The organism is Mucilaginibacter mallensis (genome assembly GCF_900105165.1).
GTDB lineage: Bacteria > Bacteroidota > Bacteroidia > Sphingobacteriales > Sphingobacteriaceae > Mucilaginibacter > Mucilaginibacter mallensis.
The window spans coordinates 1,116,017-1,141,344 of sequence record NZ_LT629740.1 but is presented as its reverse complement, the minus strand read 5'-3'; the positions used below and the strand labels follow the sequence as shown (position 1 = coordinate 1,141,344).

General features: G+C 42.9%; 21 protein-coding genes. 8 read left to right on the top strand and 13 right to left on the bottom strand.

Going from position 1 to position 25,328, the window contains the following annotated elements:
• Positions 1 to 457: 457 nt before the first annotated feature.
• Positions 458 to 730, top strand: a complete 273-nt coding sequence (locus BLU33_RS04710) for a hypothetical protein (protein ID WP_091369838.1) — start codon at positions 458 to 460, stop codon at positions 728 to 730.
• Positions 727 to 1,488, top strand: coding sequence for an MBL fold metallo-hydrolase (locus tag BLU33_RS04705; RefSeq protein ID WP_091369836.1), 762 nt, complete (start codon positions 727 to 729; stop codon positions 1,486 to 1,488). The genes BLU33_RS04710 and BLU33_RS04705 overlap by 4 nt, the downstream gene beginning before the upstream one ends.
• A gap of 3 nt (positions 1,489 to 1,491) precedes the next feature.
• Here the strand turns inward: BLU33_RS04705 and BLU33_RS04700 are convergent, their stop codons facing one another.
• Positions 1,492 to 1,968 carry a hypothetical protein gene (locus BLU33_RS04700; protein WP_091369834.1) on the bottom strand — a complete coding sequence of 159 codons (477 nt, stop codon included), beginning with the start codon at positions 1,966 to 1,968 and terminating at the stop codon, positions 1,492 to 1,494.
• Positions 1,969 to 2,260: 292 nt separating this feature from the next.
• On the opposite strand from BLU33_RS04700, the gene BLU33_RS04695 reads away from it, so the two are divergent.
• Entirely contained in the window at positions 2,261 to 3,835 is a 1,575-nt protein-coding gene (locus tag BLU33_RS04695) for a GDSL-type esterase/lipase family protein (RefSeq protein ID WP_091369832.1), read from the top strand.
• Between the two features lie 107 nt (positions 3,836 to 3,942).
• Entirely contained in the window at positions 3,943 to 4,101 is a 159-nt protein-coding gene (locus tag BLU33_RS25280) for a hypothetical protein (RefSeq protein ID WP_172829212.1), read from the top strand.
• Between the two features lie 90 nt (positions 4,102 to 4,191).
• On the opposite strand, the gene BLU33_RS25010 is transcribed toward BLU33_RS25280, so the two are convergent.
• A complete protein-coding gene (locus BLU33_RS25010) occupies positions 4,192 to 4,338 on the bottom strand; it encodes a hypothetical protein (RefSeq protein WP_157682046.1) in 147 nt (48 codons plus the stop codon).
• Positions 4,339 to 4,402: 64 nt separating this feature from the next.
• Positions 4,403 to 5,371: a glycoside hydrolase family 5 protein gene (locus BLU33_RS04690; RefSeq protein WP_091369831.1), complete on the bottom strand. Its 969-nt coding sequence runs from the start codon at positions 5,369 to 5,371 to the stop codon at positions 4,403 to 4,405.
• A gap of 152 nt (positions 5,372 to 5,523) precedes the next feature.
• Here BLU33_RS04690 and BLU33_RS04685 point away from each other — a divergent pair, with 152 nt between their 5' ends.
• Together BLU33_RS04685 and BLU33_RS04680 are read left to right on the top strand one after the other, a co-directional pair.
• Positions 5,524 to 6,792 (top strand): alkaline phosphatase family protein, encoded by a 1,269-nt coding sequence (locus BLU33_RS04685; protein ID WP_091369828.1) that lies wholly within the window; start codon positions 5,524 to 5,526, stop codon positions 6,790 to 6,792.
• 85 nt (positions 6,793 to 6,877) lie between these two features.
• Entirely contained in the window at positions 6,878 to 7,576 is a 699-nt protein-coding gene (locus tag BLU33_RS04680; RefSeq protein ID WP_091369826.1) for a class I SAM-dependent methyltransferase, read from the top strand.
• 14 nt (positions 7,577 to 7,590) lie between these two features.
• On the opposite strand, the gene bla is transcribed toward BLU33_RS04680, so the two are convergent.
• Genes bla through BLU33_RS04660 form a run of 4 tightly spaced genes read right to left on the bottom strand, consistent with a single transcriptional unit; the run spans position 7,591 to position 10,874 of the window.
• Positions 7,591 to 8,490 carry a class A beta-lactamase, subclass A2 gene (bla, locus tag BLU33_RS04675; RefSeq protein ID WP_091369824.1) on the bottom strand — a complete coding sequence of 300 codons (900 nt, stop codon included), beginning with the start codon at positions 8,488 to 8,490 and terminating at the stop codon, positions 7,591 to 7,593.
• Between the two features lie 16 nt (positions 8,491 to 8,506).
• A complete protein-coding gene (locus tag BLU33_RS04670; RefSeq protein ID WP_091369822.1) occupies positions 8,507 to 9,919 on the bottom strand; it encodes an alpha/beta hydrolase family protein in 1,413 nt (470 codons plus the stop codon).
• A 6-nt stretch (positions 9,920 to 9,925) separates the two neighbouring features.
• Complete coding sequence (locus BLU33_RS04665; RefSeq protein ID WP_091369820.1) at positions 9,926 to 10,585, bottom strand: SdpI family protein; 660 nt, start codon at positions 10,583 to 10,585, stop codon at positions 9,926 to 9,928.
• A gap of 10 nt (positions 10,586 to 10,595) precedes the next feature.
• On the bottom strand, positions 10,596 to 10,874 hold the full coding sequence (locus BLU33_RS04660) for an autorepressor SdpR family transcription factor (RefSeq protein WP_232009394.1): 279 nt from the start codon (positions 10,872 to 10,874) through the stop codon (positions 10,596 to 10,598).
• 112 nt (positions 10,875 to 10,986) lie between these two features.
• Between BLU33_RS04660 and BLU33_RS04655 the strand changes: the two genes are divergently transcribed.
• Both BLU33_RS04655 and BLU33_RS04650 read left to right on the top strand, forming a co-directional pair.
• Positions 10,987 to 12,612, top strand: coding sequence for an amidase (locus BLU33_RS04655; RefSeq protein ID WP_091369816.1), 1,626 nt, complete (start codon positions 10,987 to 10,989; stop codon positions 12,610 to 12,612).
• A gap of 341 nt (positions 12,613 to 12,953) precedes the next feature.
• The gene (locus BLU33_RS04650) at positions 12,954 to 14,552 is read left to right on the top strand and encodes a GH35 family beta-galactosidase (RefSeq protein ID WP_091369815.1); all 1,599 of its coding nucleotides are present in this window, start codon (positions 12,954 to 12,956) and stop codon (positions 14,550 to 14,552) included.
• Positions 14,553 to 14,764: 212 nt separating this feature from the next.
• On the opposite strand, the gene BLU33_RS04645 is transcribed toward BLU33_RS04650, so the two are convergent.
• The 6 genes from BLU33_RS04645 to porW form a co-directional block, all read right to left on the bottom strand.
• On the bottom strand, positions 14,765 to 17,203 hold the full coding sequence (locus tag BLU33_RS04645; RefSeq protein WP_091369813.1) for a sugar-binding domain-containing protein: 2,439 nt from the start codon (positions 17,201 to 17,203) through the stop codon (positions 14,765 to 14,767).
• 347 nt (positions 17,204 to 17,550) lie between these two features.
• Positions 17,551 to 17,982 (bottom strand): hypothetical protein, encoded by a 432-nt coding sequence (locus tag BLU33_RS04640; protein ID WP_091369810.1) that lies wholly within the window; start codon positions 17,980 to 17,982, stop codon positions 17,551 to 17,553.
• A gap of 28 nt (positions 17,983 to 18,010) precedes the next feature.
• Complete coding sequence (gene uvrC / locus BLU33_RS04635; protein WP_091369809.1) at positions 18,011 to 19,840, bottom strand: excinuclease ABC subunit UvrC; 1,830 nt, start codon at positions 19,838 to 19,840, stop codon at positions 18,011 to 18,013.
• 39 nt (positions 19,841 to 19,879) lie between these two features.
• Positions 19,880 to 20,266 (bottom strand): four helix bundle protein, encoded by a 387-nt coding sequence (locus BLU33_RS04630; protein WP_091369807.1) that lies wholly within the window; start codon positions 20,264 to 20,266, stop codon positions 19,880 to 19,882.
• A 67-nt stretch (positions 20,267 to 20,333) separates the two neighbouring features.
• Complete coding sequence (locus tag BLU33_RS04625) at positions 20,334 to 22,592, bottom strand: transglycosylase domain-containing protein (RefSeq protein ID WP_091369805.1); 2,259 nt, start codon at positions 22,590 to 22,592, stop codon at positions 20,334 to 20,336.
• A gap of 1 nt (position 22,593) precedes the next feature.
• Positions 22,594 to 25,254, bottom strand: coding sequence for a type IX secretion system periplasmic lipoprotein PorW/SprE (gene porW / locus BLU33_RS04620; RefSeq protein ID WP_157682045.1), 2,661 nt, complete (start codon positions 25,252 to 25,254; stop codon positions 22,594 to 22,596).
• Positions 25,255 to 25,328: the final 74 nt, after the last annotated feature.

Below are 25,328 nucleotides of genomic sequence, written 5' to 3'. Positions count from 1 at the left end.
GTGTTTTGCCTGTGGGCGGAAGGATCTTTTTGTCTTGATCTTTGGTTACTTTGGATCAAGCCAAAGTAACTAGTGTCGTGTCAATCATAAAATGTCGCTAGTCATGAGCCTAAAGTCTTGAGTCAAAATTCAAAAAGAACGAAATATGGCTTTAGACTTACGACTAAAGACTGTTGACATGACACTAGGGCTCCGCGCCCATGAGCGGCTTCACGCGACACTCACGCCCGCAAGTTCACCCTGCACAGTCGGGGATTATTAATACTGTGTTTGTTTTTCAATGGTATTAATGAGCTCCCTCTGGTCGGTTGTCTTTGTCCCTCGCAATGACGCAGGGTGAAGAAAATCATACTATGTAATAACAATAACATTTTCTCCATTCATTATTAATAACCTTATTCAAATTCATTATTCAGAATAGTAAAATCCACCCCCGATTTACTATTTTTGAAAAACGATGTTACCGCTTACCACTCATACCCTTGAAAAACTGGAGATGCTGCTTAAAACAGCAGGCTACAAGGTGCGTTATGAAAAGGGCAATTTTAAAACCGGGGCCTGCCTGCTGCAACATAGCAAGATAATTATGGTGAACAAATTCTCGAACCTGGAGAGCCGTATACTGGCCATTACCGAACTGGCGCGTGAACTGGAGATGGATTATAAACTATTGGACGAAAAACAGCTTGTATTTTTACAGCAACTAAAACAAACTAACCTGCAGCTGTGACCATAACTTTTTTAGGAACCGGAACTTCACAGGGTGTACCTGTTATTGCCTGCGATTGCGAGGTCTGTACCTCAACGGATCCACGCGATAACCGCCTGCGCACATCCATACTGATTGAGGGTGAAGATAAAACAGTAGTGATAGACTCAGGGCCCGACTTTAGACAACAAATGCTCAGGGCTAACGTACAGCATCTGGACGCGATTGTTTTTACCCATGAACACAAGGACCATGTTGCCGGAATGGATGACATACGCGCCTTTAATTACCGCCAGAACGCGCCTGTGGATGTGTATGCCACCACCCGCGTACAAGAGGCACTAAAAAGAGAGTTCTCTTATATTTTTGCTGAATTTAAATATCCCGGAATCCCCCAAATAAATCTGCATACCATCGGCCTTGATCCATTTGATATTGGCAGCATACATTTTATACCTGTTGAGGTAATGCACTATAAACTACCTGTACTGGGTTTCCGCATTAAGGATTTTACTTATATTACCGATGCCAAAACAGTATCAGAAACCGAAAAACAAAAAATAAAGGGAACAAAAATACTGGTCATCAACGCGCTGCAAACCCAGAGCCATATTTCACATTTTACGCTGGATGAGGCCATCCTTTTCGCACAGGAAATTGGTGCCGAAAAAACTTATTTCACCCATATCAGCCACCGCCTGGGCCTGCATGAAACTATGTCCCTGCAATTACCTCCAAACGTTGCATTTGCTTATGACGGTTTAAAACTAACTATTTAATAATTACAGTTTAATATAACTGATATGCTCTATCGAGCCTTTATACGCGCCTAAATGGCCTTTGAAAGCGGCATTGATCTTACCCCTTATTACAATAACTTTATTATTTACGGGGGTTAGTTTACCATCGTTATAATCGTAATCAAAAAAGCCTATATGCGTGCCTGATAAATATAGCGGGCATTCCGGACTAAACTCCACCCATAATGATTTAGCTGCGGAATGGTCGACAAATGAGCTGTCATTAACCAGGGCTGATTGCCCTTTGCTTTGCTGGTATTTGCCCGATACCTCAACATATTGATTATCATAATAAGCCAGGCTATCCATTAATTGCGAAAAACTTATATGTTTAAAAGTCCGGCCATCGTCGCAATTGCTTTTGTAATAGATCTTTTTGCCTGTACATGATTGCATTACCAGCAGCAGGATCATTAATCCGGATATTTTGGCAAAGATTGTAGTATACGCTGATACCATTTAGCGGCAATTATGTAATTGAATAGATGCACCGGATAAACCCGGCTAATTTTCTGTAAGATAAAACCTTAAACCGAGACTATAAATAGCATAAAAGGTTTAATTTATATTCATAACAAAATTGTTTAAGCAATTAAATTAAAAACATATTTTTGTGAAGCACCAGCATCACCGTGCCAATAAACCGGTTTAGTAATTCTATTTAGGATTTTTTAATAAATTTAATATAAGCGTCATTGCTTCGTACCTAGCCATGGCGATCAGAAAAGGAATTTTGACAACAAATACATACATGAAAAAACTAGCTTTAGGATTTCTACTACTATTTGCAATAACTGCGCAGGCGCAACAAAAAGTTATACCACTCTATCCCGGTGCTGCGCCGGGATCTGAAAAATGGGACTGGAACCAAACAGAAAGTGCAGATAATGTATTCCACGGTAATGTGGTGTATAATGTTAGTCACCCTACATTAACCGTTTATTTACCTGATAAGAGCGCTAATACAGGTACTGCCGTAATTGTTTGCCCGGGTGGCGGATTGCAAACCCTTTCTATTGAGCATGAAGGTTATGCAGTTGCCAAATGGCTGCAGAAAAAAGGCATCACAGCATTTTTATTGGAATACAGGCTGATGCACACCTTAGGCAATGACCCTTATAAAGAAATGCTTGCCAAAATGAAAGCCAATACTGTTTTGCACGACCAGGCCCCTGTTGCACCACTGGCCAATGCAGATGGACGAAATGCGATTGCTTATGTACGGGCACATGCGGCAGAATATGGTATATCAACATCGCGTATTGGTATTATAGGCTTTTCGGCTGGCGGTACCATTGCCGATTCAACAGCCTTTGGCTACACAACAGATAATAAGCCCGATTTTGTGGCATCTGTTTACGCCTATTTCCCGCCTGAAATGCAGGTTAATGTACCTCAGGATGCCCCGCCCATATTTTTAGCAGCTGCCGCTGATGACCAGTCGTCAATATACAGCACACAGCTATACAATACATGGCTCAGCGCAAAACATTCTGCCGAGATACATATCTACTCAAAAGGCGGCCATGGCTTTGGCATGAAAACACAGAACTTACCAAGTGATACCTGGATAGACCGCTTTAACGAATGGCTGAATGTACAAGGCTTACTGACCCCTGTTGATAACACAAACAAATCGCCACAACAAAGGGACCAGGACTGGGCCAACTGGCAAAAATATGTAGAGGACCGCATCCATAACGACTGGGCATGGTTAAAGAAATACGAAGACGATAATGCCAAACTCCCTCCGCCTGCTCCCGGCGAAAAACGGGTAATATTTATGGGTAATTCCATTACCGAGAACTGGGGTCACATCGACTCAACGTTTTTTAAGAGCAATGGTTATATCAGTCGTGGTATAGGCGGCCAAACATCAACACAAATGCTGGCACGTTTTAGGGAAGATGTAATTAACCTAAAACCAAAGGCAGTAGTAATAGCTGCCGGTATTAATGATATCGCACAAAATACAGGCCCTATCTCGCTCGAAAATATTTTCGGCAATATTCAATCCATGGCTGAACTGGCTAAAGCAAGTGGTATAACCCCAATCCTCACCTCTATTTTACCCGCATCTGAAATTCCATGGCATGCAGGTTTAGGCCCTGCTGAAAAGATAATTAAAGTTAATGCCATGATAAAAGATTACGCCACCAAAAATCACCTGGTTTATGTTGATTACTGGTCGGCGATGGTGAATGATAAGAAAGGCATAAAACCTGAACTTGCTCAGGATGCATACGTACACCCCAATTTGGCAGGCTATAAAATAATGGAGCCATTGGTAAAGAAAGGGATTGATAAGGCGTTGAAGGGGAAGTAATAAAATTTACGTATTATTTAAAATGTCATTGCGAGGAGGAACGACGCGGCAACCTCGTCGCATGCATATTGAACGCGACGAGGTTGCCGCGCTACGCTCACAATGACATGAGAGATATATCGCTTTCTTTTCTTTCCCCCGTCAGTAGAACAGCTTCGGGTGAAAGCAGGCAAAACAATGGTGGCCTTATGCGGTGGCAGGGCATAGCAGATTTTTACAGAAGGGTAAAGGCAAAAGTGCGTAGCGACAGCAGGGTAAAAATATAGCAGCCCTGGTTTTGCCTGATTTGCAGGGTTGGCCCTGTGCGGCAAAGAAGCCTAATCTACTGACTTGATTTATTCATCTATTATTTGTTTTTAATAGGCATTCATGAGCTTCCTACGGTCGGTTTTTGTTTCTTTTGTATCAAGACAAAAGAAATAGGCCTTAGCGGTTATGAGCGATACCACGTGACTCACCAAACATTTACGCCAGTACAAACTGAAAGATAATTCAGGAATCATAAGCATTGTCATCCGTAGGCTTCAGTTGCAAACTGAAGCCAGTAACACAAATCCGAAATCAAAATCACTTATTCACCCCCCTCAACACCTTTCTCAAATACACACCATCAGGTGTTAACTCATCCGCTGTCCAGCCACCGGTAGCAGGCGCACCGGGTTTAAGAAGCGCGGTAGTTTCATCTTTATCGGTGATATTCCAGTTGGCCCAGCTGAGTTTGCGGTCGGTCATCCATTTTAGCCATGTCTCGTTTTCTTTTAGGTCGAAAACACCATTTCCGCTGGCTTCGCCTACACCCCATTCCGTTACAAAAAGCGGGATACCCAATTTAAGTGCCTTATCGCCTTTAACACGCAGGCCATCCTGATGCCCTGGATCGCTTGCATAAAAATGAAATGAATAGGCTATATTCTTAAACCCGGTTATCGGGTCGGTGGCCGCTACATCCACATCCTGATCCCAATGCGGGCTGCCAACTATAATCAGATTGTCGGGGTCATGCTTGCGTATTTCGGCAATTATCTGTACCGCATAATTTTTAACGGTATCCCAGCTTACTCGTTCGGGCTCGTTCCAGATCTCATAGATCACATTGGGTACGCCCCTATACTTTTTAGCCATCTCGCCAAAAAACACCTTCGACTGCGGTATATGCTTGTTACTATTATGATCGTGCCAATCTATCAACACATAGATCCCTTTTTTAACGGCTTCATCAACCAGACTGACAATCATCTGCTTTTGTGAATCTGGTTGCTCCAAATAACCATGCGCAGGTTGCACAGCCATAGCCAGGCGTATAATGGATACCTTAAAATCCTTGCTGATCCAATCAACAACCTGCGGGTTATAATACTTACGGCCCTGCCATATGCTCCATGAAAAACTGAGTCCGCGTAATTGCGGCGGAACACCATTCTTATTCACTACCTGGTTACCTTTAACACTCAACGCACCATTAATGGCTACAGGTGTTTGTGCAAAGAGCATATTTACACAAATACTTAATAAAATTACTGTTAGTATTCTTTTCATAATTAGGATAAAGCCAAGGTATGGCAAATTCTGAAAAGCAGAGGGTATACTATGTAAAAATTTGATGATGATAGCTTAAAACCCACAACTTTAACTAAACGGTAGCAATTACATAATCTTAATTACATAATTTTGAGTTATTATATCTCTTTATGAAGCATTATTTAGCTGCCCTGTTATTCGTATTCTTTTCGTCATCTGCTTTTTGTCAGGTTGATACCGTACAAAAGATCATCCCCGGCAGAGAAAACAGCCCCGAGCAGGAAAACAAGCCCTATGTTATATTGATATCTGCTGATGGCTTCCGCTATGATTACGCGAAATTATACAATGCCGAACATCTGCAAGCCCTAAGCAACGCCGGTGTAAAAGCAGAATCTATGCTGCCATCTTACCCTTCGGTTACTTTCCCAAACCATTATAGCATTGTTACGGGCTTATACCCATCGCACGAGGGCTTGGTGAACAACGCTTTTTATGATGTTACTACAAAATCATTCTTTTCCTACAAAGGCAAAACCTCAACCGACCAGATCTGGTACAATGGCGGTACGCCGCTTTGGGTATTGGCGGAGCAACAAAAAATGCTGTCGGCAAGTTTTTACTGGGTAGGATCAGAAGCTGCGGTGAAAGATATCCGACCTACCTACTACTATCGCTATAACGAGAAAATAGATATTCATAACCGTATTGAAACGGTTGTTAGCTGGCTAAGCCTGCCGCCTGCTAAGCGCCCGCACCTCATTACCTTTTACTTCCCGCAGGTTGATCACCAGGGGCATAAATATGGACCAAATTCGCCCGAAGTAGCCAGTGCCGTACATTTGATCGATTCATCGGTTTATGAGCTGACAAAGGCGGTTAAAGCTACCGGCTTAAACGTGAATTTCATTTTTGTATCAGACCATGGTATGACCAAAGCCGATATTGATAACCCTATCCCTATGCCTACGGGTGTTGACACCTCGAAATTTATTGTTTCGGGCGATGGGCTGTTGGTAGAGTTATACGCTAAGGACCCTAAATATATCCAGGATACTTACCAGCAATTATTGAAGAATAAAACAGCTGACTATGCCGTTTACCTAAAAACAAACGTACCTGAAAAACTGCATTACGGCGCTAAGGACGATTGGCAGAATCGCATTGGCGATATTTTATTGATCCCTAACTGGCCAAAGGTATTTAACCTGTATAACAGTAAATTCACTACCATTGGCTGGCATGGTTATGATGCTACCGTTGTTAAAGATATGCACGCCACCTTTTATGCCTGGGGACCAGCCTTTAAAAGCAATTTAACCATCCCGACGTTTGAGAACGTGGATGTATTCCCGGTAATAACGCGGATACTGGGCTTGAGTAATACCAATAAAATTGACGGCACGGATAAAGTGGCTAACGAGATATTGCTAAAATAAGCGGCACATATAGTTTGAAACAAAATAAACCGGGTTACGTTTTATATTCAGTAACATCCTTCAACCGAATATAACAACCCGTATCATGACTGAAATACAAGAAAAGTTTGGCGCCGTATCAAAGCAATACGACTCACAAAGGCAATACCTTATACCCTGTTTTAATGATTTTTATCACAGCTGTTTGCCATTTATAAAAACGGTAACAAATGCCAAAACTATATTAGACCTTGGCGCCGGAACAGGCTTATTTTCGCAGCTGGTTTATGAGCAGAACCCGCATTTGCAGTTTACGCTGGCCGATATTTCCGCCCCTATGCTATCAGTTGCAAAAGAGCGATTTGATGGATTGGATAATTTCAAATTCATCGATCTTGATTTTTCAAACTCAGATATTCCCGGCAAGTATGATATTATCATTTCGAGTCTGGCTATCCATCATTTGGAGGATGCACATAAACAGAACCTCTATAATAACGTTTTTAAGGCCTTAAATGAAGGTGGTCTATTCATAAATGCCGACCAGGTTACCGGCCGTACCATGCTGTTTGATAGTTTGTACAAATACGAATGGCGTGAAACTGTATCGCACTCGGGCCTCGACCACGAAGCGCTGATACAAGCTTTTGAACGAACCAAGCTCGATAAATTCGCCCCACTCGAAACACAGCTTAAAATGCTGGAGGAAGCAGGGTTCACCGAAGTCGACTGCATCTATAAAAACATGAACTTCGCTGTATTTGGTGGTTTTAAAGATGCCAACATCGAGACAGCGGTTATCTGATAAACCGCTGCTATTTAATATTTCTTTTCCAACTGGCGATCATAAACCGCTTTGGCTATATTGGCTATAACCGATTCGCGTGTTGCTTCATCAGCGGTTGAGTTAGTTATAAAAATAGCGATAGCCACGTGCTTGCCATTAGGCAATGTAATTACGCCCACGTCGTTTGTTGCCGGGCTAAGGCCGGTATCATTAGTACCCGATGAACCTGTTTTATGCGCAACAACGGTGCCCGCAGGCAATAAACCTTTTATGCGTTTAGGTCCGGTTGTGGTTTCCGTCATTATCGTGTACAAAAAGTCCTTACTTGCAGGCAATAATGCTTTTCCCGTATAAAAAACATCTATCAGTTTTACCATATCCCTTGGTTTGCACCAGTTGGTATATTGTACTTCCCATTTTTTGGCCATATCTTCTTCCGATGCCTCAATATTTATACCCCTAACTTTGGCCCCGTTTTGCAGATAGTATTCAACCTGATCGGGGCCGCCTAAAAATTTAAGCAATATATCGCAGGCATCATTATCGCTTTGCGATACCATGTAGCTCAACAAGTCGCGCAGCGAAACATCCACATCACCATCCGGGTATTTATCGCGCAGCGGGCTATATGTTTTTGGCAGATCTTTTTTCTTAATATGGATAGTTTTATCTAGCGTAAATAAACCCGAATCAACCAAATGCAAAACAGCCATAGCTATCGGGAATTTCATTACGCTTTGCATTACCAGGCGCGAGTTGCCATTATAATTTAAAGTATCCCTATCCTCCAAACCTAAAACCGATACGCCAACTATGCCTTTTGCAGGTTTAGCTAACTCAACTATCTTATCACGAAGCGGATCCTGGGCTTTTACACAAAATGGGGCTAAAAAAATTGCTAAAGCAGCAACTGATCTTATAAACTTATTCATGATACTAATAACGCAATTATTTGGTGTGAAGTTTAATCCAAGTTGAAATAATATTTAATGCCTCGGGCGACATGGTTTCCTGTATTTGCTCATATTCGGATACATCGCCTGTTTTGGCATCCTGCAATAAATGGTTCAGATGTGGCAGCTCTTCTACCTTAAAATCCTTATTACCACTTTGGGTAAGTATAGCTTTTATAGCTGTCAGATTACTCTCCGCATCCACCTGCACATCCTTAGCGCCGTTAATGGCCAATACAGGGCATTTCACTTTGCTCAGGTCGATTGCCGGGTCATAGGTAAAAAAGAAACGCAGCCACGGCGTGGTATATAAATTAGCATAAACACCTACTAAAGCCTGCCTGTTGGCAGTATCATTAGCCAGGCTTAAGCCATCAAGTGTGCTTTTACTTTGTGTTTTCAGCCAGTTGCCAATAATTGGTTCAATATTTTTATCCAGCTCAGCTTTAGTAGTCGATGTTTTAAACAATGGCAATACCTGGTCGTTCAGATCCATATAGGCTTTTGCCGATGCGCTGTCGACCCCTCTTTGCCTGAGTGCTTGTCCTGCCTGTTGCGTATTGATTTTAGCGCCACCGATCGCAGGTGCGCCCCATAATACAATAAAGCTGACATCCTTGCGGCGGGCGGCAACCATTGGTGCGATAATGCCGCCTTCGCTATGACCAATTAACCCAAGATGCTTTTTATCTACATCCGCACGGCTTTCCAAATAATTAAGGCTCGTTTCCACATCATACGAAAAACTCTCGCTGGTAACGTTTGTACCATCAGGGCCGATAGTGCTTTTGCCTGCGCCCCTGTCATCAACCCTTAAAACTGCTATACCATTTTTGGTAAGATAATCTGCCAATACCCAGTATACTTTATGACCGAACAATGTGCCATCCCTATCCTGTGTACCGCTGCCGGTGATGATAATTACAGCCGGGTATTTACCGTTGCCGTTTGGCCGCGTAAAAGTAGCGCCGTAATGCAGTGTTTTAACAGTGTTGTCATATTCCACATCTTCGGTATAATAACCAAAAGGCGGTTTAGGCGTTTGCGGACGGATCAGATCATTACGCTTTAAATTCAGCACCAATAATGTACTATTCTGCTTAAAGGTTCCCGTGATCCCGTCTTTCCCATCCCACAAACCTTTGTAGACGATATGGGCTACGTCAACAGCCGCAGTCAAGCTATCTTTTACCACGCTGGTGCTGTTACATTTAATACCGAATGCGTTCTGATCCGGGCTATCAAACGTAGTAGTATAAGTATTGTCGCCGTTTTTGTTGACATTAAAAACCAGCCTGATATTGGTACCACCAGCGTTTAAAAAACCTTGCCACCTGCCTGCAATATCCTGCGCATTGGCAAAGCTGACGGTGCATAGTATAATTATGGTTATAATTAATTTCTTCATAAATATTTATTTAGGCTGATGTTTTTTAAAGTAGATATAAGAGTAAAAGATGGGTATAAAAGAGATGATAAGGATACCAGGCAAAAACACATATACACCCATACCCTCAGGCAGAGCGAGTGTAGCAATGGTGATAATAAGGCCGCCAATAACCCATACCTTACCTGTAAGATGGTGTGTGGCGCGCCAGTTACCTTCATCTTCTAAAGTCCACGGGGTACGTACACCGGCAAAGTAATTGGGTTTAATGCTGTACATTATGTTGCCCAAAAATACAAATAGCAAACCTATCAACGGCAGCAACAGCTTATCAATTCTGAACGATTGATTGATGGTAGCAAAAGTGATGGAGATACTGATGGCAGCCATAAATATCACTAAACCAAAACCCAGTTTCTGAAATGTTTGCTCGCCATATTTCACCTGTTTTTTAGGGTCGATGGATGGCAGGAATTTTAATAAGAAATATGTTCCGCCCGAAATCAACGGGAAGATCATCTGCATTACCAAAAACTCGCTTTTGCTGCCATAGCGGTTGGGCCTGCCATCAGCGCCGTAATGCATGGGCACTATGGCAGGCAATGAGCCGTAAACCCATAACAAATAACCGATCGGTAACAACCAGATCAACAGAGCCGCAACATCCAGCAGGGAAAATTTTTTCATATAGCTTATTTTACTTTTTAAACTGCATTATCCATTTTAATACCTCATCCATAACGGTGGTATTGAGTGAGTAGAAAACAAATTGCCCTTCTTTTACTGACACCACCAGGCCGGCCTGGCGCAACAGGTCGAGGTGATGCGATATACTTGGTTTAGAGATGCTGAACTTATCGGCTATTTCGCCTGCAGTAAGATCCTTCTCTTTTAACAATTCAAGTATTTCGCGCCGGGTACTATCGTTAAGTGCTTTAAACAGGGCGTTCAATGTTATAATTATATATTTAGACAAATGTCTAAATACTTTTTGAAATTTTCATGGATTTTAAGAAATATTCTGTTGACTCACCGGGTTTTATTCTGCAAAATTTCGTTAATTGTAGCTATTTATCACTAACCTCATTATGCAACGCAGAAATTTCATAAAAACAGGCTCATTAGCAGGCATCACTTTATCGGCATTAAGTTTAGGCGCGTGTAAAATACCACCGTCAGAACAAAAACAAGCTGGCAGCAGTACAGATAAAAACACCGACGACTTTGCGCTAAAAGAGACCACAATTGATATTCTTCAGCAAAAAATGAAAAGCAAGGAATACACCTCGCATGCCATAACCCAGCTATACCTTACCCGCATTAATGATATTGATAAGAACGGCCCAAAGCTTAACGCAGTTATTGAGCTAAACCCAAACGCGCTGGATATGGCCAATGAACTGGATAAGGAACGTGATGCAGGTAAAATACGCGGCCCCCTGCATGGCATACCTGTACTGATAAAAGATAACATCAACACAAAAGATAAAGTTGCAACCACCGCAGGATCGCTTGCAATTGCGGACAACTATGCAACTAAAGATGCCTTTATTATTAATCAACTGCGCGAAGCTGGCGCAGTGATATTAGGCAAAGCCAATTTAAGCGAGTGGGCAAATTTCAGGTCGACGAGGGCGGCCAGCGCATGGAGCAGTAAAGGTGGATTAACTAAATGCCCATATATATTAGATAGAAACCCCAGCGGCTCGAGCGCGGGATCGGGTGTAGCTGTGGCGGCTAATTTATGTGCCATAGCTATCGGTACGGAAACGGATGGCTCGGTGGTTTCGCCTGCATCGGTTAATGGCATTGTGGGGATTAAGCCAACAGTGGGCCTATTGAGCCGGTCGGGCATTATACCCATCTCAAAAACACAGGATACCGCCGGACCAATGGCGCGCACCGTTAAAGACGCCGCAATTTTATTGGGCATATTAGCGGGTGTCGACCCTGAGGATAGCTATACGCTCAACAGCAAAGGCAAAGCTGAAACCGACTATACCAAATTTTTAGATGCAAAGGGATTGCAAGGCAAACGCCTGGGTATTGAAAAAACAGCGCTAACCGGTAACCCGGATATGGAGATTCTGCTAAATGGCGCCATAGCCGTATTAAAAAGCAAAGGCGCTACCATTGTTGAGATAGAATTGGATAAAGAGTTAAAGGACCTGGGGCCACTGGAGTTTAATGTATTGCTATATGAGTTTAAAGATGGGTTGAATAAATATTTAAGCACCGCCAATTCAAAAACAAAATCGCTGGCTGATGTGATCGCTTTTAATAAAAACAATGCGACCAAAGCTATGCCTTTCTTTAAACAGGAAATACTGGAACAGGCCCAGGCCAAAGGCGATCTGAACAGTAAGGAATATATCTATTCTCTAAAAAAAACAACCCGCACCCGCCAGATCATCGATACCATACTAAAACAAAATAAACTGGATGCCATTATAGGCCCAACCAATGGCTTTGCCTGCTGCATTGACCTTGTAAACGGCGATTACGATAATGGTTTTGGCTTTTCAACCCCACCGGCAATGGCTGGCTATCCGCATATTACTGTACCCATGGGCGCGGCGCATCACCTGCCAATGGGCCTGTCGTTCTTCAGCACAGCTTATCAGGAAGGTGAGATCATTAAACTGGCCTACGCTTATGAACAGGCTGCTAAAAAACGGGGGTTGCCAGAGTTTAAAGTGAATTTGTTGTGGTGATATTTTTTGGTAACAACACCAACAAAGAGCGGGTTATATCTTTTTTAATTCCTTCCCCACGGGAGGGGTGTGATGGATTGCGTGCAAAGGCAGGGAGGGGTTTCTACATCAAACCAATAAAATAAACTCATTAACCCCCTACCTACCCTTCCCCAGGGAAGGAATCGCACATGGCGATGCTTTTTTCAAACCTTGCGCCTGCGCTTTGTTGGTGTTGTCACCAACAAACTCCTGGTTCATCTAAATTTATGACGAAATTGAGTTAAAAATTGCAAAAATCTTATGCTTTATTGACGTTTCCGCCTCCTTATATTAGGCAAACTTAAATTAATACTCATATCATGCTAAAAACAACTGCCTGGTGCTTTGCATTGGTTTTGCTCTGTGCCGGAAAAACATTTGGCCAGCTGCCCGCTATTATTGAAAAAGATGGTCGGCATACGCTACTGGTTGATGGCAAACCATACTTGATACTGGGCGGACAGGCCCATAATTCAAGCGGGTGGCCCGGTATGTTGCCGCAGGTATGGCAGGCAGTTGAAACCATGCACCTGAACACAGTTGAGATACCCATTTACTGGGAGCAGATAGAAGCCCAGCCCGGAAAGTTTGATTTTTCGCTGATTGATACCCTACTTCAACAAGCCCGGGCGCACAATGTGCACCTGGTACTGCTCTGGTTTGCCACCTGGAAAAATGGCAGTAACCATTACATGCCCGAGTGGATGAAAAAGGATGCTACGAAATACCCCAACATAACAGGCTTAAATGATAAGCATATTGATTCACCCTCTCCACATAGTAAAGCAACACTGCAGGCCGATATAAAAGCTTTTACAGCGGTGATGACCTACCTAAAGCAGACCGATACCCAACATACTGTACTTATGGTACAGGTAGAAAACGAATCCGGCTCATGGGATAGCATGCGTGATTATTCGCCAACGGCACAAAAACTATTTGAGGGGCCGGTGCCTGCCGCATTATTAAAGCCTGAAGTATTAAAAGCACTCAATATTCCTGCCGGGACAAAAGGCACCTGGCAGCAGGTATTTGGCGACAGGGCCGATGAATATTTCCAGGCATGGTCGATTTCCAGTTTTATCGGTCAGGTGGCAGCAGCGGGTAAAGCGGCATATCCGTTGCCATTGTATGTTAACGCCGCCCTGCGCGATCCGCTTACCAATCCGCATTCCAATACCTATGAGAGCGGTGGCCCTACTGATAACGTAATTCCGATATGGAAGGTGGCTGCTCCTGCTATTGATCTGCTTGCCCCGGATATCTATCTTTCAGGCAGCGAAAGGGTTTTAAAAGTGCTCGAACTATATGACCGCCCTGATAATACCCTTTTTGTGCCCGAGGCCGGTTTAATTGCCGATAATGCAAAATACCTGTATACAGTTATTGCTCGTGGCGGCATCGGCTTTTCGCCATTTGGCATAGATGATAACGGCCATGGCTCTACGCCCGAAGAACGCAGTAAACGCCTCGCTCCTTACGCGCAGGAATATGCTGTCGCCTCACCCATGATGCGTGAATTGGCACAATGGGCCTTTGAAGGCAAAATAAAAGCAGTGGTGGAGCACGAGGACCATACCGAGCAAACTATAGACCTTGGTGCATGGCAGGCCACCATATCATTTGGCAGCGACAGGGAAAATACTATAAAAGCTGATGCAGCACCAGATGGTAAATTAATGATCGTTAAGTTAGGTGAGGATAAGTTTATGGCGATGGGTACCAGCTGTCGTATCACCTTCCATCCCACCGGAGACAACAAGGGCAAAGCCTGGCAATACCTGAAAGTGGAAGAAGGCAGCTATGATAATGGCGTATTTAAACCCATCCGCATACTTAACGGCGATGAGACAGATTTTGGAGGGCCACGATTTGAAAATACGCTTAAAGTATTGCAGGTTGAGTTGATTATGAGATAGAGTCTTTGTTGATGACAATACCAACAAATGGTGGATGTTCGGAAGATTAGAAAGGATGTCATACTGAGCGATAGTCGAAGTATGTGGGCAAAGGCCTCTGCGCTCACCCTTCGACTATCGCTCAGGGTGACACCCCATAAGGAAAACCATTCCAACAAAAAAGCGTTTCTAACTCAATCAGAAACGCTTTCTTAATTATCTGTAAATAATATCTACTTCGTTGTACTCAGCAACAACACCGCCGGTTTTAAGCCCGGCGATTGTGCATTCAACACCAGTATACCCGCTGCTTTTGTTGAGCGCAGTACAATAAGCGCCCTGCCGTTCAGCACATCGCATTGGGTGCCTACATAGGCATCCTCGCCTTTTAAGTTGGCATTGCCTAAGCCTTGAATAGTGCCTACTCCTTGGATATTAAATTTTATCCTGTCGTTTGAGTTGGGTTGTAATTTGCCATCCCTGTCAACAATCTCTACGGTTATAAAACATAGGTCTTGTCCATCGGCTTTCAGTATTTTTTTGTCGGCTGTTAAGCGTATGTCCTTTGCCGGGCCGGCCGTTTCCAGCTGGGCACTTTGCGCTTCTTTTCCATCTGCCTGGCCAACAGCTTTTAGTACACCGGCTGCATAAGGCACAGTAAAGGTTACCTTAAACTTATCTTTAGGTGTAACATCTTTTGTTTCTATCAGCTGATCATTCAGGTAAAGAGATACTTTGCTGTAACGGGTATAAACTTCAACCTCCATTGGTTTATTTTCCTGGCCGGGATAGGTCCAGCTTTCCGTAACCGGGTAAATGCTCCAGCCTGTTCGTACCAATTTATGGTCATTCTTCACATCAGCCTGGCGAACACCCATGTATATATTCTCGCCCCTATTCCAAACTATATTCCGATAGTGCGCGACCGGTTTGCTGAAACCAAGTATATCTAAATCGCCGGATACACCGCCATGCCATGGGTACAACTTATCATTAGCCATCCAAATCGGCTTGCCTGTACTATCAACCGGCTCGGTTGGGTCGCCTTCGTAAAAATACCTGCCGATGCCCGATTCTCCCAGATAATCCATAGCTGTCCATACGTTATCACCAATCACAAAATTGGCATTGGCTAACAAACCCCATCTATCCGCCGGGTCGTCGGGCATCGATTCTGTGCCGATCAACACCCTTTGGGGGCTGTTAACCTCATCCTTAATTAAGGCTTCCATGTTATAGTTACAACCTACTATATCAAGCGCGTTACGCTGTTTAAGTATAACAGCACTATCCGATGCAGTTTTTGGCAACCCGAGCAAAGCCTGTGTTATTGGCCTTGTAGGGTCATCCTGTTTTATTCTATCAACCAATTGCTGACCATATACGCCGCCAATTTCAGGATCCATTGAACCCGGGATCTCATTGCCCGTGCTCCACATAATTACTGCGGGATGGTTACGGTCGCGGAACACAAAAGCATCTATATCCTTTTGCCACCAGTCTTTAAAATATACCGAATAATCCTTCGCGTTTTTACCCTTCGACCAGCAATCGAATGCCTCATCCATCACCAGCATACCCAAACTATCGCAAGCGTTCAATAAAGCAGGCGATGGTGGGTTGTGCGATGTCCTCAGCTCATTAAAGCCAGCATTTTTAAGCAGTTGCACTTTCCGTATCTCGGCCCTGTCAAAAGCGGCAGCACCCAATACGCCATTATCATGGTGAATACAGCCGCCATTCAATTTATATACTTTGCCGTTTATGGTAAAGCCCGCTTTTGCCGACCATGCCAGTTCACGTATACCAACTTTGGTGGTAACCTCGTCATTCAATACACCGTTAACCAAAATACGCGATACCAGGCGATACCTCAAAGGCATATCAGGCGACCATAAATTGGGGCGCATTACTGTGATCTGCTGCGCTATCTCCTGCTTGCTATTGCCCGGCAAGCTAATGCTTTGCTCTTTGACAGGTATCTCGCTGCCGTCCTGGGCGATCAGTTTATTTTGTATAACAACCAGCGCGCTTGCGTTACCATCATTGGCAACGGTGGTTTTAACACCTACATCAGCTTTAATTGAGTTAGCATGCTCGGTGTAAAAGAACACACCGCGCGGGGCTATATGTACCAAAGGCGTTACGGTTAACCAAACATGCCTGTAAATACCCGATCCACTATACCACCTGCTGTTCCGCTGTTGCGAATTATCAACCTTTACAACAATAGTATTTTTGCCTGTTTTAAGCTGAGTGGTAATATCTGTTATAAAACTGGTATAGCCATAAGGTTGCATGGCTACATGGGTGCCGTTTACCCAAACATCAGCATTCATATAAATACCTTCAAACTCAATTGTGGTTCGTTTATCAGCCATACCAACGGGGATATCAAATGTTTTGCGGTACCAGCCTATGCCACCCCAGAAAAAACCACCACCGCCGCCTGTCGAGGCTTTGGGGGCTATTTTAGTTTCAATGTCCCAATCATGCGGCAGCGTTACTTTTCGCCATGAGTTATCGTTAAAATCATTGGCCTCAGCGCCGGTTACATCACCCAGGTGAAACGACCAGTCACCATCAAAACTACTCACAACGCGGGTTTGCTGCGCTAAACAGGTAGCAATTGATACAAATAAGAGTAAGGTAAATGATACTAACTTTTTCATTTTACATTGGTTTACGAGTAAATATTGCTTGATTTGAGTTGTTGTTATTGACCGGCACCATAGCTTTAAAAGCCCCGAAAAGTGATAAGTTAAACAAGGCCAACATTGTACAGGCGGCCATTGCCAATATTAAATAATTAAAATACGTGGGGTTAACCATGTTAATTGTGCAGGTTTTTTACTAATTGGGGTATTTAGTTAATATAAAACTATCAATTAAAATGATATTATAGTAGAATAATTGCAATCAAATCTTTATTTATAACCAAGGATTAAAAATATCACAAAAAACTAATCTTTAATTAATTGCGAGGATGGCGGGAACAGACTGTTGGAGACGTAATAAGCTAATCCTCTGTTTCAAGGCCTTTTAGTTTCAGTACCTCTTCAAACTCTTTTATATGGAAATAATAGATGTATCCTGTTATACCTTTGCTGGTTTTAACCTTGGCATTGGGTTCACCATTAAAAAAAGCCGTGCTAATGAGTTGAACATGATCACTATTGGCTAATGTATCAAGCACTTTAGTACCTGAGCCACTATATACAAATATTGGGGAGGATTTGTCGATAAAATGTTCAATAGTAAAGGCTGTTACCGGCCTGTCCTGATAAACTGCCGTCAGCGAATCGATCACTTTTTGTTGTTCCGATAGCCTTGCATCATCATTATTATCTAATTCTGCAAAATTCAAGCCCTCACTATGGGAGTTCTTTTGTACTACTAAACCTAAAACAATAATGCAAAGTAAAATGGTTATGAGCCGGGGCTTGTTCATTGGGTAAATATATAAAAAATGAGCATCCTTAACCCTGTTCAGTATCAGTAGCTTCTATTTTTTTATCTCCAAAATAAGTTATGATAGCTTTTGCCTGTTTGGTGTTAACAACTTCTTTCAATTCTTCCTCTGTTGCTTCGCGGATCTTTTTTACCGATTTAAAATATTTGAGCAATTTGCCCGAGGTAGTTTTGCCTATACCATCAATCAAATCAAGCTCAGTCACCAGTGTGCCTTTATCCCGTTGCTTGCGGTGGAAAGTGATACCAAAACGATGAGCCTCGTCGCGCAGCTGCTGTATAACTTTTAATGTTTCCGATCTTTTATCCAGATATAAAGGATACTGATCGCCGGGATAGTAGAGTTCTTCCAGTCGCTTGGCTATGCCTATAATGGTTACCTGCTTTTCAATCCCTAACAGTTTAAGGCTTTTCATGGCTGATGATAGCTGCCCCTTGCCACCGTCAATAATAATCAATTGCGGCAGTTCCGTACCTTCATCAAGCATCCGGCGATAGCGGCGGTGAACGGCCTCCTCCATCGTTGCAAAATCATCCGGACCAACAACGGTTTTCACATTAAAGTGGCGATAATCTTTTTTTGATGGTTTGGCATCCTTAAATACCACAATTGCCGATACCGGATATTTACCCTGGAAGTTAGAGTTATCAAAACACTCAATATGGCGCGGCAGCTGATTCATCCGCAGGTCCTTCATCATTTGGGTAAGCAGGCGTTCGGTTCGGATCTCCGGGTTTAGTTTTTCGTACTGGTCTATCCGTTCCTTTTTAAAGAACTGTACGTTTTTTTGCGACAAATCGAGCAGCTTCTTCTTTTCGCCCAGTTTAGGTACAGTAAATTTTATAGCGCTCGATTTTTCATCCAGATCGATATCAAATGGTACGATGATCTCTTTTGAATGGCTATTATAACGGCTCCTGAACTCGGATATGGCCAGCGTAAGCAATTCCTCATCACTCTCATCCAGGCGTTTTTTTAGTTCGATGGTTTGGGTTTGAATGATAGTGCCGTTCATTATCTTCAGGAAGTTAACAAAGGCATATTTTTCTTCGGATGCGATGCTGAACACATCAATATCAGTAATTGACGAATTTACTACCGTCGATTTGCTCTGGTAATTCTCCAGCAATTCAAATTTCCTTTTCAGGCGATGGGCCTGCTCAAAGTTCATCTCTGCTACGGCCGCATCCATATCAGTCTTTAATCCGCGCAGCACCGCTCCTATTTTACCGCTAAGGATATCTGTTATCTCGCTGATGTTATGGGCGTAATCGTCCTCGGTCTGAAAATCCTGACAGGGGCCTTTGCAGTTACCTATTTGATATTCCAAACAAACCTTAAACTTTCCCTTCTCAATATTTTGGCGGGTAAGCGGCAGGCTGCAGGTACGTAGCGGGTAAGTTTCCTTAATCAACCCTAAAATATTATGCATCATGCTTACCGAAGCATACGGGCCCAGGTATTTGGAGCCATCACGAACAATCCGTCGTGTCCAGAATATGCGGGGGTAATTCTCATTTTTGATGATAATCCAGGGATAGGTTTTATCATCCTTGAGCATTACATTATAGCGCGGCTGATGTTTTTTTATCAGGCTGTTTTCCAGCAGCCAGGCATCAATCTCGGTATCAACAATAGTAAAGGTAATGTTGCGGATCTTTGATACCAGCACCCTTGTTTTGGCATTTACATTAGGGTTATTAAAATAAGAGCTTACCCTATTGCGCAGATCTTTGGCCTTACCAATGTATATCAGTTCCTTTTCACTATCCCAATACTGGTAAATTCCCGGTTTGTGGGGTATGTTCTTTAATGCAGCTTTATAATCAAAGTTCATTGGTTCACTGGTTCATTAGTTCATTGGTGCAGTGGCGGGTTAGTCTGGCTTAATTTCAGATTTTGCAGCTTTGCCGATGAACTTCATGTATGCATTTAATTTGAGATGAATTGCCTGAAGCTTTTCAAACAATTCGCTGAACTCTTCTTCTGTTATCAGGCTTCTGTTTCTTGACTTCTTTAACCAGCCCTTAGTTTCTATTATTGACCCTCTGCTAAAATAACAGAAGTTCCTGTTTTCTTTATAATGATACCTGCCATAGCCTTCAGCTATATTTGCTGATATAGAATCAGCTGAACGGACCATTTGTTTTCCTACCGTATCTTTTGCGAAATAATCCCAGCAGGCAACTGCTACCCAAATCTCATCACTAAAACTTTCAGCCAATTGGTAAACCTCTAATTCTTCAAGATTAAAATAACTCATGAATTAATTATTGAACTATGCACCAATGAACTAATGAACCAGTGAACCAGTGAACCAATGAACTAAATTAAAACTCCAGTTTCTTATCCACCTCTTTAGTATCCTTGGTTTGCTGGTTATACTGGTCACAATCAAGGCTAATGCTTACACCGTTTTTGGGTGGAGCAAAATCTACGTTCATTTTTACACCCAACGCCGGGTTGGCATATACCTGTTTCATGTATAACGCAAAAATTGGCAGTGCTGTATTGGCACCCTCGCCCAGCCGTTCTGTACGGAAGTGTATGGCCCTGTCTTCGCAGCCTGTCCAAACGCCGGTTACCAGCTGTGGTGTAATCCCTATAAACCAACCGTCGGAGTTATTTTGTGTTGTCCCGGTTTTACCCCCTATCGGGTTGGTAAAGTGATACTTCCACCTTAACCTGCCACCTGTAGCTCCGGGTATATCAACCACACCTTTTAGCATATGGGTCATTACATAGGCGGTTTGCTCGTTCATGGCCTGTTTTACCCGGGTATGATTGGTATACAGCACATTACCGTTTTTATCCTCAATACGTAATAAGAATGTTGGCTGTGTCCAAACACCATGGTTTGCAAAAACGCTATATGCACCAGTCATATCAAACACGGTTGCATCAAAACTACCGATACATATGGAAGGGTATGGCTGAAGATTAGGACTATTTACCCCCATTTTCTTTATCAGTTCTACAACTGGTAAAGGAGTAACCTCTTTCATTATATGAGCGGTTATCCAGTTTTGCGAAAATGCTAATGCTTGTGTTAGTGTTAACATTCCCGCATGTGTCTCATCTTTACCTGAACGTGGGCACCATGCCGGGGTAACCGTATAATTTGTATCTGGCACGTTATCTACTTGCAAGCAGGGCGAGTACGCCTCATCAATAGCTACAGAATAGGTAAACGGTTTGGCGGTTGAGCCCACCTGCCTCGATCCATCCTTTACCTGGTCGTATTTAAAATGCTCAAAGTTTATACCGCCTACCCATGCCTTAATATAGCCTGTAGTTGGGTCCATACTCATGAGGGAGTTACGCAGCAGTAACTTACAGTATACTATCGAGTCGACAGGCTTCATTACTGTATCTATATTACCATGCCAGGTAAACAGGTTCAGGGTATCAGGCGTATTAAAGTTCTCCCGTATCTCATCATCAGATTTTCCATCTGATTTTAATTCCCTCCACCTGTCGGAGCGGCGCATGCCCGTATCAATTAAGCCTTTAAAGGTTGGTATTTCTTTCCATAAGCTATGCCCGTGCCAGTGATCATTAAACTGGGCCTGCAGGGTACGCATGTATTCGCGCTGTGCCTGTTCGGCATAGCCCTGCATGGTGGCATCAATAGTTGTATAGATCTTTAAACCATCACGGTCGAGGTCATAAGGCGTACCATCGGGTTTGGCAATAGATTTATCCGCCATTATTTTCACGATCTCCTTTTTCAGCACCGCCCTGAAGTATTGGGCAAGGCCTTCATTATGATCAATACGGGTAAAATCAAGCCCCAGCGGTTTTGCCTTAAATTCTTCAAGCTGGCCCGCGCTCAGGTAATTCTCCTTCTTCATCCTGTCCAATACCAGGTTACGACGGCCCAATGCCCTGTTAGGGTGGTTAATGGGTGAATATATACCGGGCGCGTTAAGCATCCCTATCAAAAGCGCAGCCTGATCGGGTGTAAGTTTATCGGGCGTAGTATTAAAATAAGTACGTGCTGCCGATTTAATACCAAAAGTATTGTAAGCGCCAAAATCAACCGTGTTAAGGTACATGGTTAAAATTTCTTCCTTGGTATAATGCCGCTCTAACCTAACAGCAATAATCTGTTCTTTTAGCTTTTGGGTAATACGTACAAAAAAGTTATGACTGCCACCACCATTAAACAGGTTTTTTGCCAATTGCTGCGTAATAGTACTACCACCCTGCTGGCTGCCCAGTAAGTTATGCAGGATAATACTTGGTATACGTTGAAAGTCAATACCCGAATGCTCGTAAAAGCGGCTGTCTTCAGTAGCTACCAGTGCATTCACCACGTTTGGCGATAGATCCTTATAAGTAACCGGTGAACGGTTCTGTATATAATAGGTACCTAAAACCTGTTTATCAGATGATATGATCTGCGATGCCAGGTTACTTTTTGGGTTCTCGATATATTGAAAGCCAGGCAGCGGGCCCAAAGCACCAAAGGCAGTTAACGTTATCAATAGCACAACAAATATCAGGCAACCAATAATGGTTTTCCATATATATCCGTTATATCTTTTAATATCTTGTGGTGTAAGCTTTGCTTGCTTTTTTTGCATCTTAATAATTGTTTTGATAATAGTCGATGTAGTTTTCCAGCGTTTTTTGGTCGGCTAATTTATCCAGATTTTCTTTCGTTATAATAAAAAAGCTGTATTTATCCTTTGATATCTTCATGATATCGGGCAGCAGCGGAACAATCCCTCGTGCATATGCCTTAACATTAGCCAGGCCATTAAACTTGCCGACAAATATAAGCCTGTTATTGTTGCCAACCTGCATCAGCTGGTGGCTAATATCAGTCTTTGTATAATTTGCCCGGTTAAACTGCCCTATACCAAAACGCGAAGAAGCAAGATTAGTGTTATCGTTACTAATATTTATAACAAAATAATAGTTGGTACTATCGCGCATAGAGAACATACCTGCCGGAGCTGTGTGACGAACCACGGGCTTATTTACTGCCAGGCTATCCTTTTTCTCCGGCTTACGCACATCCGCCACTTGCGAAAACAGCGAATAATGCCCCGGCTTGCGGTATTCTGTTTGCTTTTGATTGGCAACAGGCGGCGTAAACATCACTTCGGTTGAGTCCCTTGTATATAAGGCATATTGCCTTGACGCTATCTCGGCCGGATTAGTATTAATATACTGTAAATGCTGCTTAACCAGCGGAACTATTAACATATCGCCCGGATACGTGGTCATTATCTGCGTTAAGTCAGTCTTAAACTGCGTAATAGATTCCTGGTGCCCTGCAGCCAGCGCCCTGAGGTATGCCAATTGGGCCGAAAGCCTGTTATGCGGATATTGTTTCTGCACGGTATCAACCCTGGCTATAACAGCATTATATTTTCTTTGGATGTACAGGTCATATACCTGGCTGTATAAACTATTAAATTCAGCATACTGATCGTCCATTTTTTTGCCATAATCCGGATCGAGGATAACTTTGGCAAAAGGGGTATCGGCATAATCTTTCAATACCTTATCCTTATATATTTTGGCCTGCGCATCATCATTAAGCTGCGAATACAAACGGAACAGGCTATAATATATAGCCGCCTGGTTAGGGTTATTAGGGAAACGTTTTTCAATTAACAGGTAGGTTGCAATGGCTTCCTTTTTATCCTCCAAAATATCCCTGTAAAAATTAGCGATATCAAAATAAGCATTGTATATCCGCATATTTGATTGGGCAAGCAAATCGGGGGTTAAAGGCAGGTCCGCTATTATTTGCTGCCGGTAATCCTTAGCCGCAACAGCAGTTTTAGCTACTGACGCAGGCTGACCCACTGCATCCGGATCGAGGTTACGGACTGAATTAAGACTATTTGCCTGGTCGGAATTGGAGCGGTTACTCCTGCGCCAGTTATCTTCAAGCTTTCTGCTGCCCCACTGCTTTTTAAAATCATTATAGCCCTGGCTCACCGCGTTTGAGTTGTAAAAATAAAAATTGCTGCCGCCCGGTGTATTAAATACGGTATTAGCAGCCGTGTTTGAGGCATTAGTACTTGCTGCCTTCAAACTATTTAACGCCGCCTGCTGCTCCATGATCATATCTTTAACCATGGTATCTATTTTCAACGATCTTGTTTTTTCATCCAGATTGGCCAGCATTTGTAAAGTATCCTCATGAGCAATTATCCTCAGCCTGTCTGTAAGCAATTGCAGGTTACTGGTCTTTTTTTGTATAAGCCGGTAACCGGGGTAGCTTGGCGAAAGTGTGGTTAAGGTACTATCGTAATATTTTTTGGCATTGATATAATCAACCTTATTATTAAAATCAATATCGGCAATGCGCAGGTATGATAAACCCTTCTGGTTTTGATTTTTGACGCTGCTGCGGATAGAGAGCTTATAATATTTAATAGCGTTGTCATAATCCTTATCGCCCAAATATATTTGCCCCAACTGGTAATAGATCTGGTCTTTAAACTCCTTGTTATTCGGGTTTTTTAATAAGCTCTTTAGCCTGTCGGTACGGCTTAGCTTAACCCCGTTGCGGGTATCTTCAATCCTTATGCGGTTAAGATCGGCGTTAAAAGCCATCTCAAAGTTGGCATTGCTATTGGCTATTTTGCCATAATTAGCCAATGCCTCATCATTCTTTTGGTTGATCTCCTGCAGCTGCGCCAAAATGAATGTCCAGCGGAGGCGTTGCTTTTTAATACTGCTATACTGTATGGCCTGCTTAGCCATTATCTCGGCATCAGCATAATCTTTTACATTAATATCATATTGCAGTTTGGTGGCATAAACATCGGCAGGATTATTTTTTTTAGGGTTGATATTTTCAAAGGCGGTATCTAAAACCAGCTTTGCCGGTGTGGGCTGGTCGAGGTATAAAAGTGTGCGGGCTTTCCACACCTGGGCTTCCTGCATAAGGCTCACCTGTTTAGGATAAGAGCGTATCACGTAGGAGAAATATTCCGCCGCATCAAAATAATTACCGCCTAAATAATTGGCCTTACCCATAATAAGGTATGCATCGCCAACATAATGGCTCTGGTCTTTACCGTAAATGATCTTATTGGCTTTATCAACGGCCAGTTGCAGATCTTTATCAAGGGAGGTGGTATGCGTAGCGGCGGTATCCTGGTAAACGTTCAGCAGTTCGTTATATGAATCAATAAAGGCAAGCGCATAGTCATCCTGCTTTTGCTGCAATATATTATTAGCGTTGAATATAATATTATAATGAGCCGTTAAATTTTGCATACTGCGGTTAAACCCGGTTGGTTTTTCAAGCGAGCATCCCGCCAATAGCAGAATATAAAAGAAAAAGTATAAAT

Coding starts and splice junctions, on each gene's coding strand:
- BLU33_RS04700 (WP_091369834.1), bottom strand. CDS start 1,968: ATGGTATCAGCGTATACTACAATCTTTGCCAAAATATCCGGATTAATG.
- BLU33_RS04630 (WP_091369807.1), bottom strand. CDS start 20,266: ATGAGTTATTTTAATCTTGAAGAATTAGAGGTTTACCAATTGGCTGAA.
- BLU33_RS04625 (WP_091369805.1), bottom strand. CDS start 22,592: ATGCAAAAAAAGCAAGCAAAGCTTACACCACAAGATATTAAAAGATAT.
- bla (WP_091369824.1), bottom strand. CDS start 8,490: ATGAATAAGTTTATAAGATCAGTTGCTGCTTTAGCAATTTTTTTAGCC.
- porW (WP_157682045.1), bottom strand. CDS start 25,254: ATGCAAAATTTAACGGCTCATTATAATATTATATTCAACGCTAATAAT.
- BLU33_RS04690 (WP_091369831.1), bottom strand. CDS start 5,371: ATGAAAAGAATACTAACAGTAATTTTATTAAGTATTTGTGTAAATATG.
- BLU33_RS04670 (WP_091369822.1), bottom strand. CDS start 9,919: ATGAAGAAATTAATTATAACCATAATTATACTATGCACCGTCAGCTTT.
- BLU33_RS25010 (WP_157682046.1), bottom strand. CDS start 4,338: ATGATTCCTGAATTATCTTTCAGTTTGTACTGGCGTAAATGTTTGGTG.
- BLU33_RS04695 (WP_091369832.1), top strand. CDS start 2,261: ATGAAAAAACTAGCTTTAGGATTTCTACTACTATTTGCAATAACTGCG.
- BLU33_RS04645 (WP_091369813.1), bottom strand. CDS start 17,203: ATGAAAAAGTTAGTATCATTTACCTTACTCTTATTTGTATCAATTGCT.
- BLU33_RS04710 (WP_091369838.1), top strand. CDS start 458: ATGTTACCGCTTACCACTCATACCCTTGAAAAACTGGAGATGCTGCTT.
- BLU33_RS25280 (WP_172829212.1), top strand. CDS start 3,943: ATGAGAGATATATCGCTTTCTTTTCTTTCCCCCGTCAGTAGAACAGCT.
- BLU33_RS04640 (WP_091369810.1), bottom strand. CDS start 17,982: ATGAACAAGCCCCGGCTCATAACCATTTTACTTTGCATTATTGTTTTA.
- BLU33_RS04685 (WP_091369828.1), top strand. CDS start 5,524: ATGAAGCATTATTTAGCTGCCCTGTTATTCGTATTCTTTTCGTCATCT.
- BLU33_RS04680 (WP_091369826.1), top strand. CDS start 6,878: ATGACTGAAATACAAGAAAAGTTTGGCGCCGTATCAAAGCAATACGAC.
- uvrC (WP_091369809.1), bottom strand. CDS start 19,840: ATGAACTTTGATTATAAAGCTGCATTAAAGAACATACCCCACAAACCG.
- BLU33_RS04650 (WP_091369815.1), top strand. CDS start 12,954: ATGCTAAAAACAACTGCCTGGTGCTTTGCATTGGTTTTGCTCTGTGCC.
- BLU33_RS04655 (WP_091369816.1), top strand. CDS start 10,987: ATGCAACGCAGAAATTTCATAAAAACAGGCTCATTAGCAGGCATCACT.
- BLU33_RS04665 (WP_091369820.1), bottom strand. CDS start 10,585: ATGAAAAAATTTTCCCTGCTGGATGTTGCGGCTCTGTTGATCTGGTTG.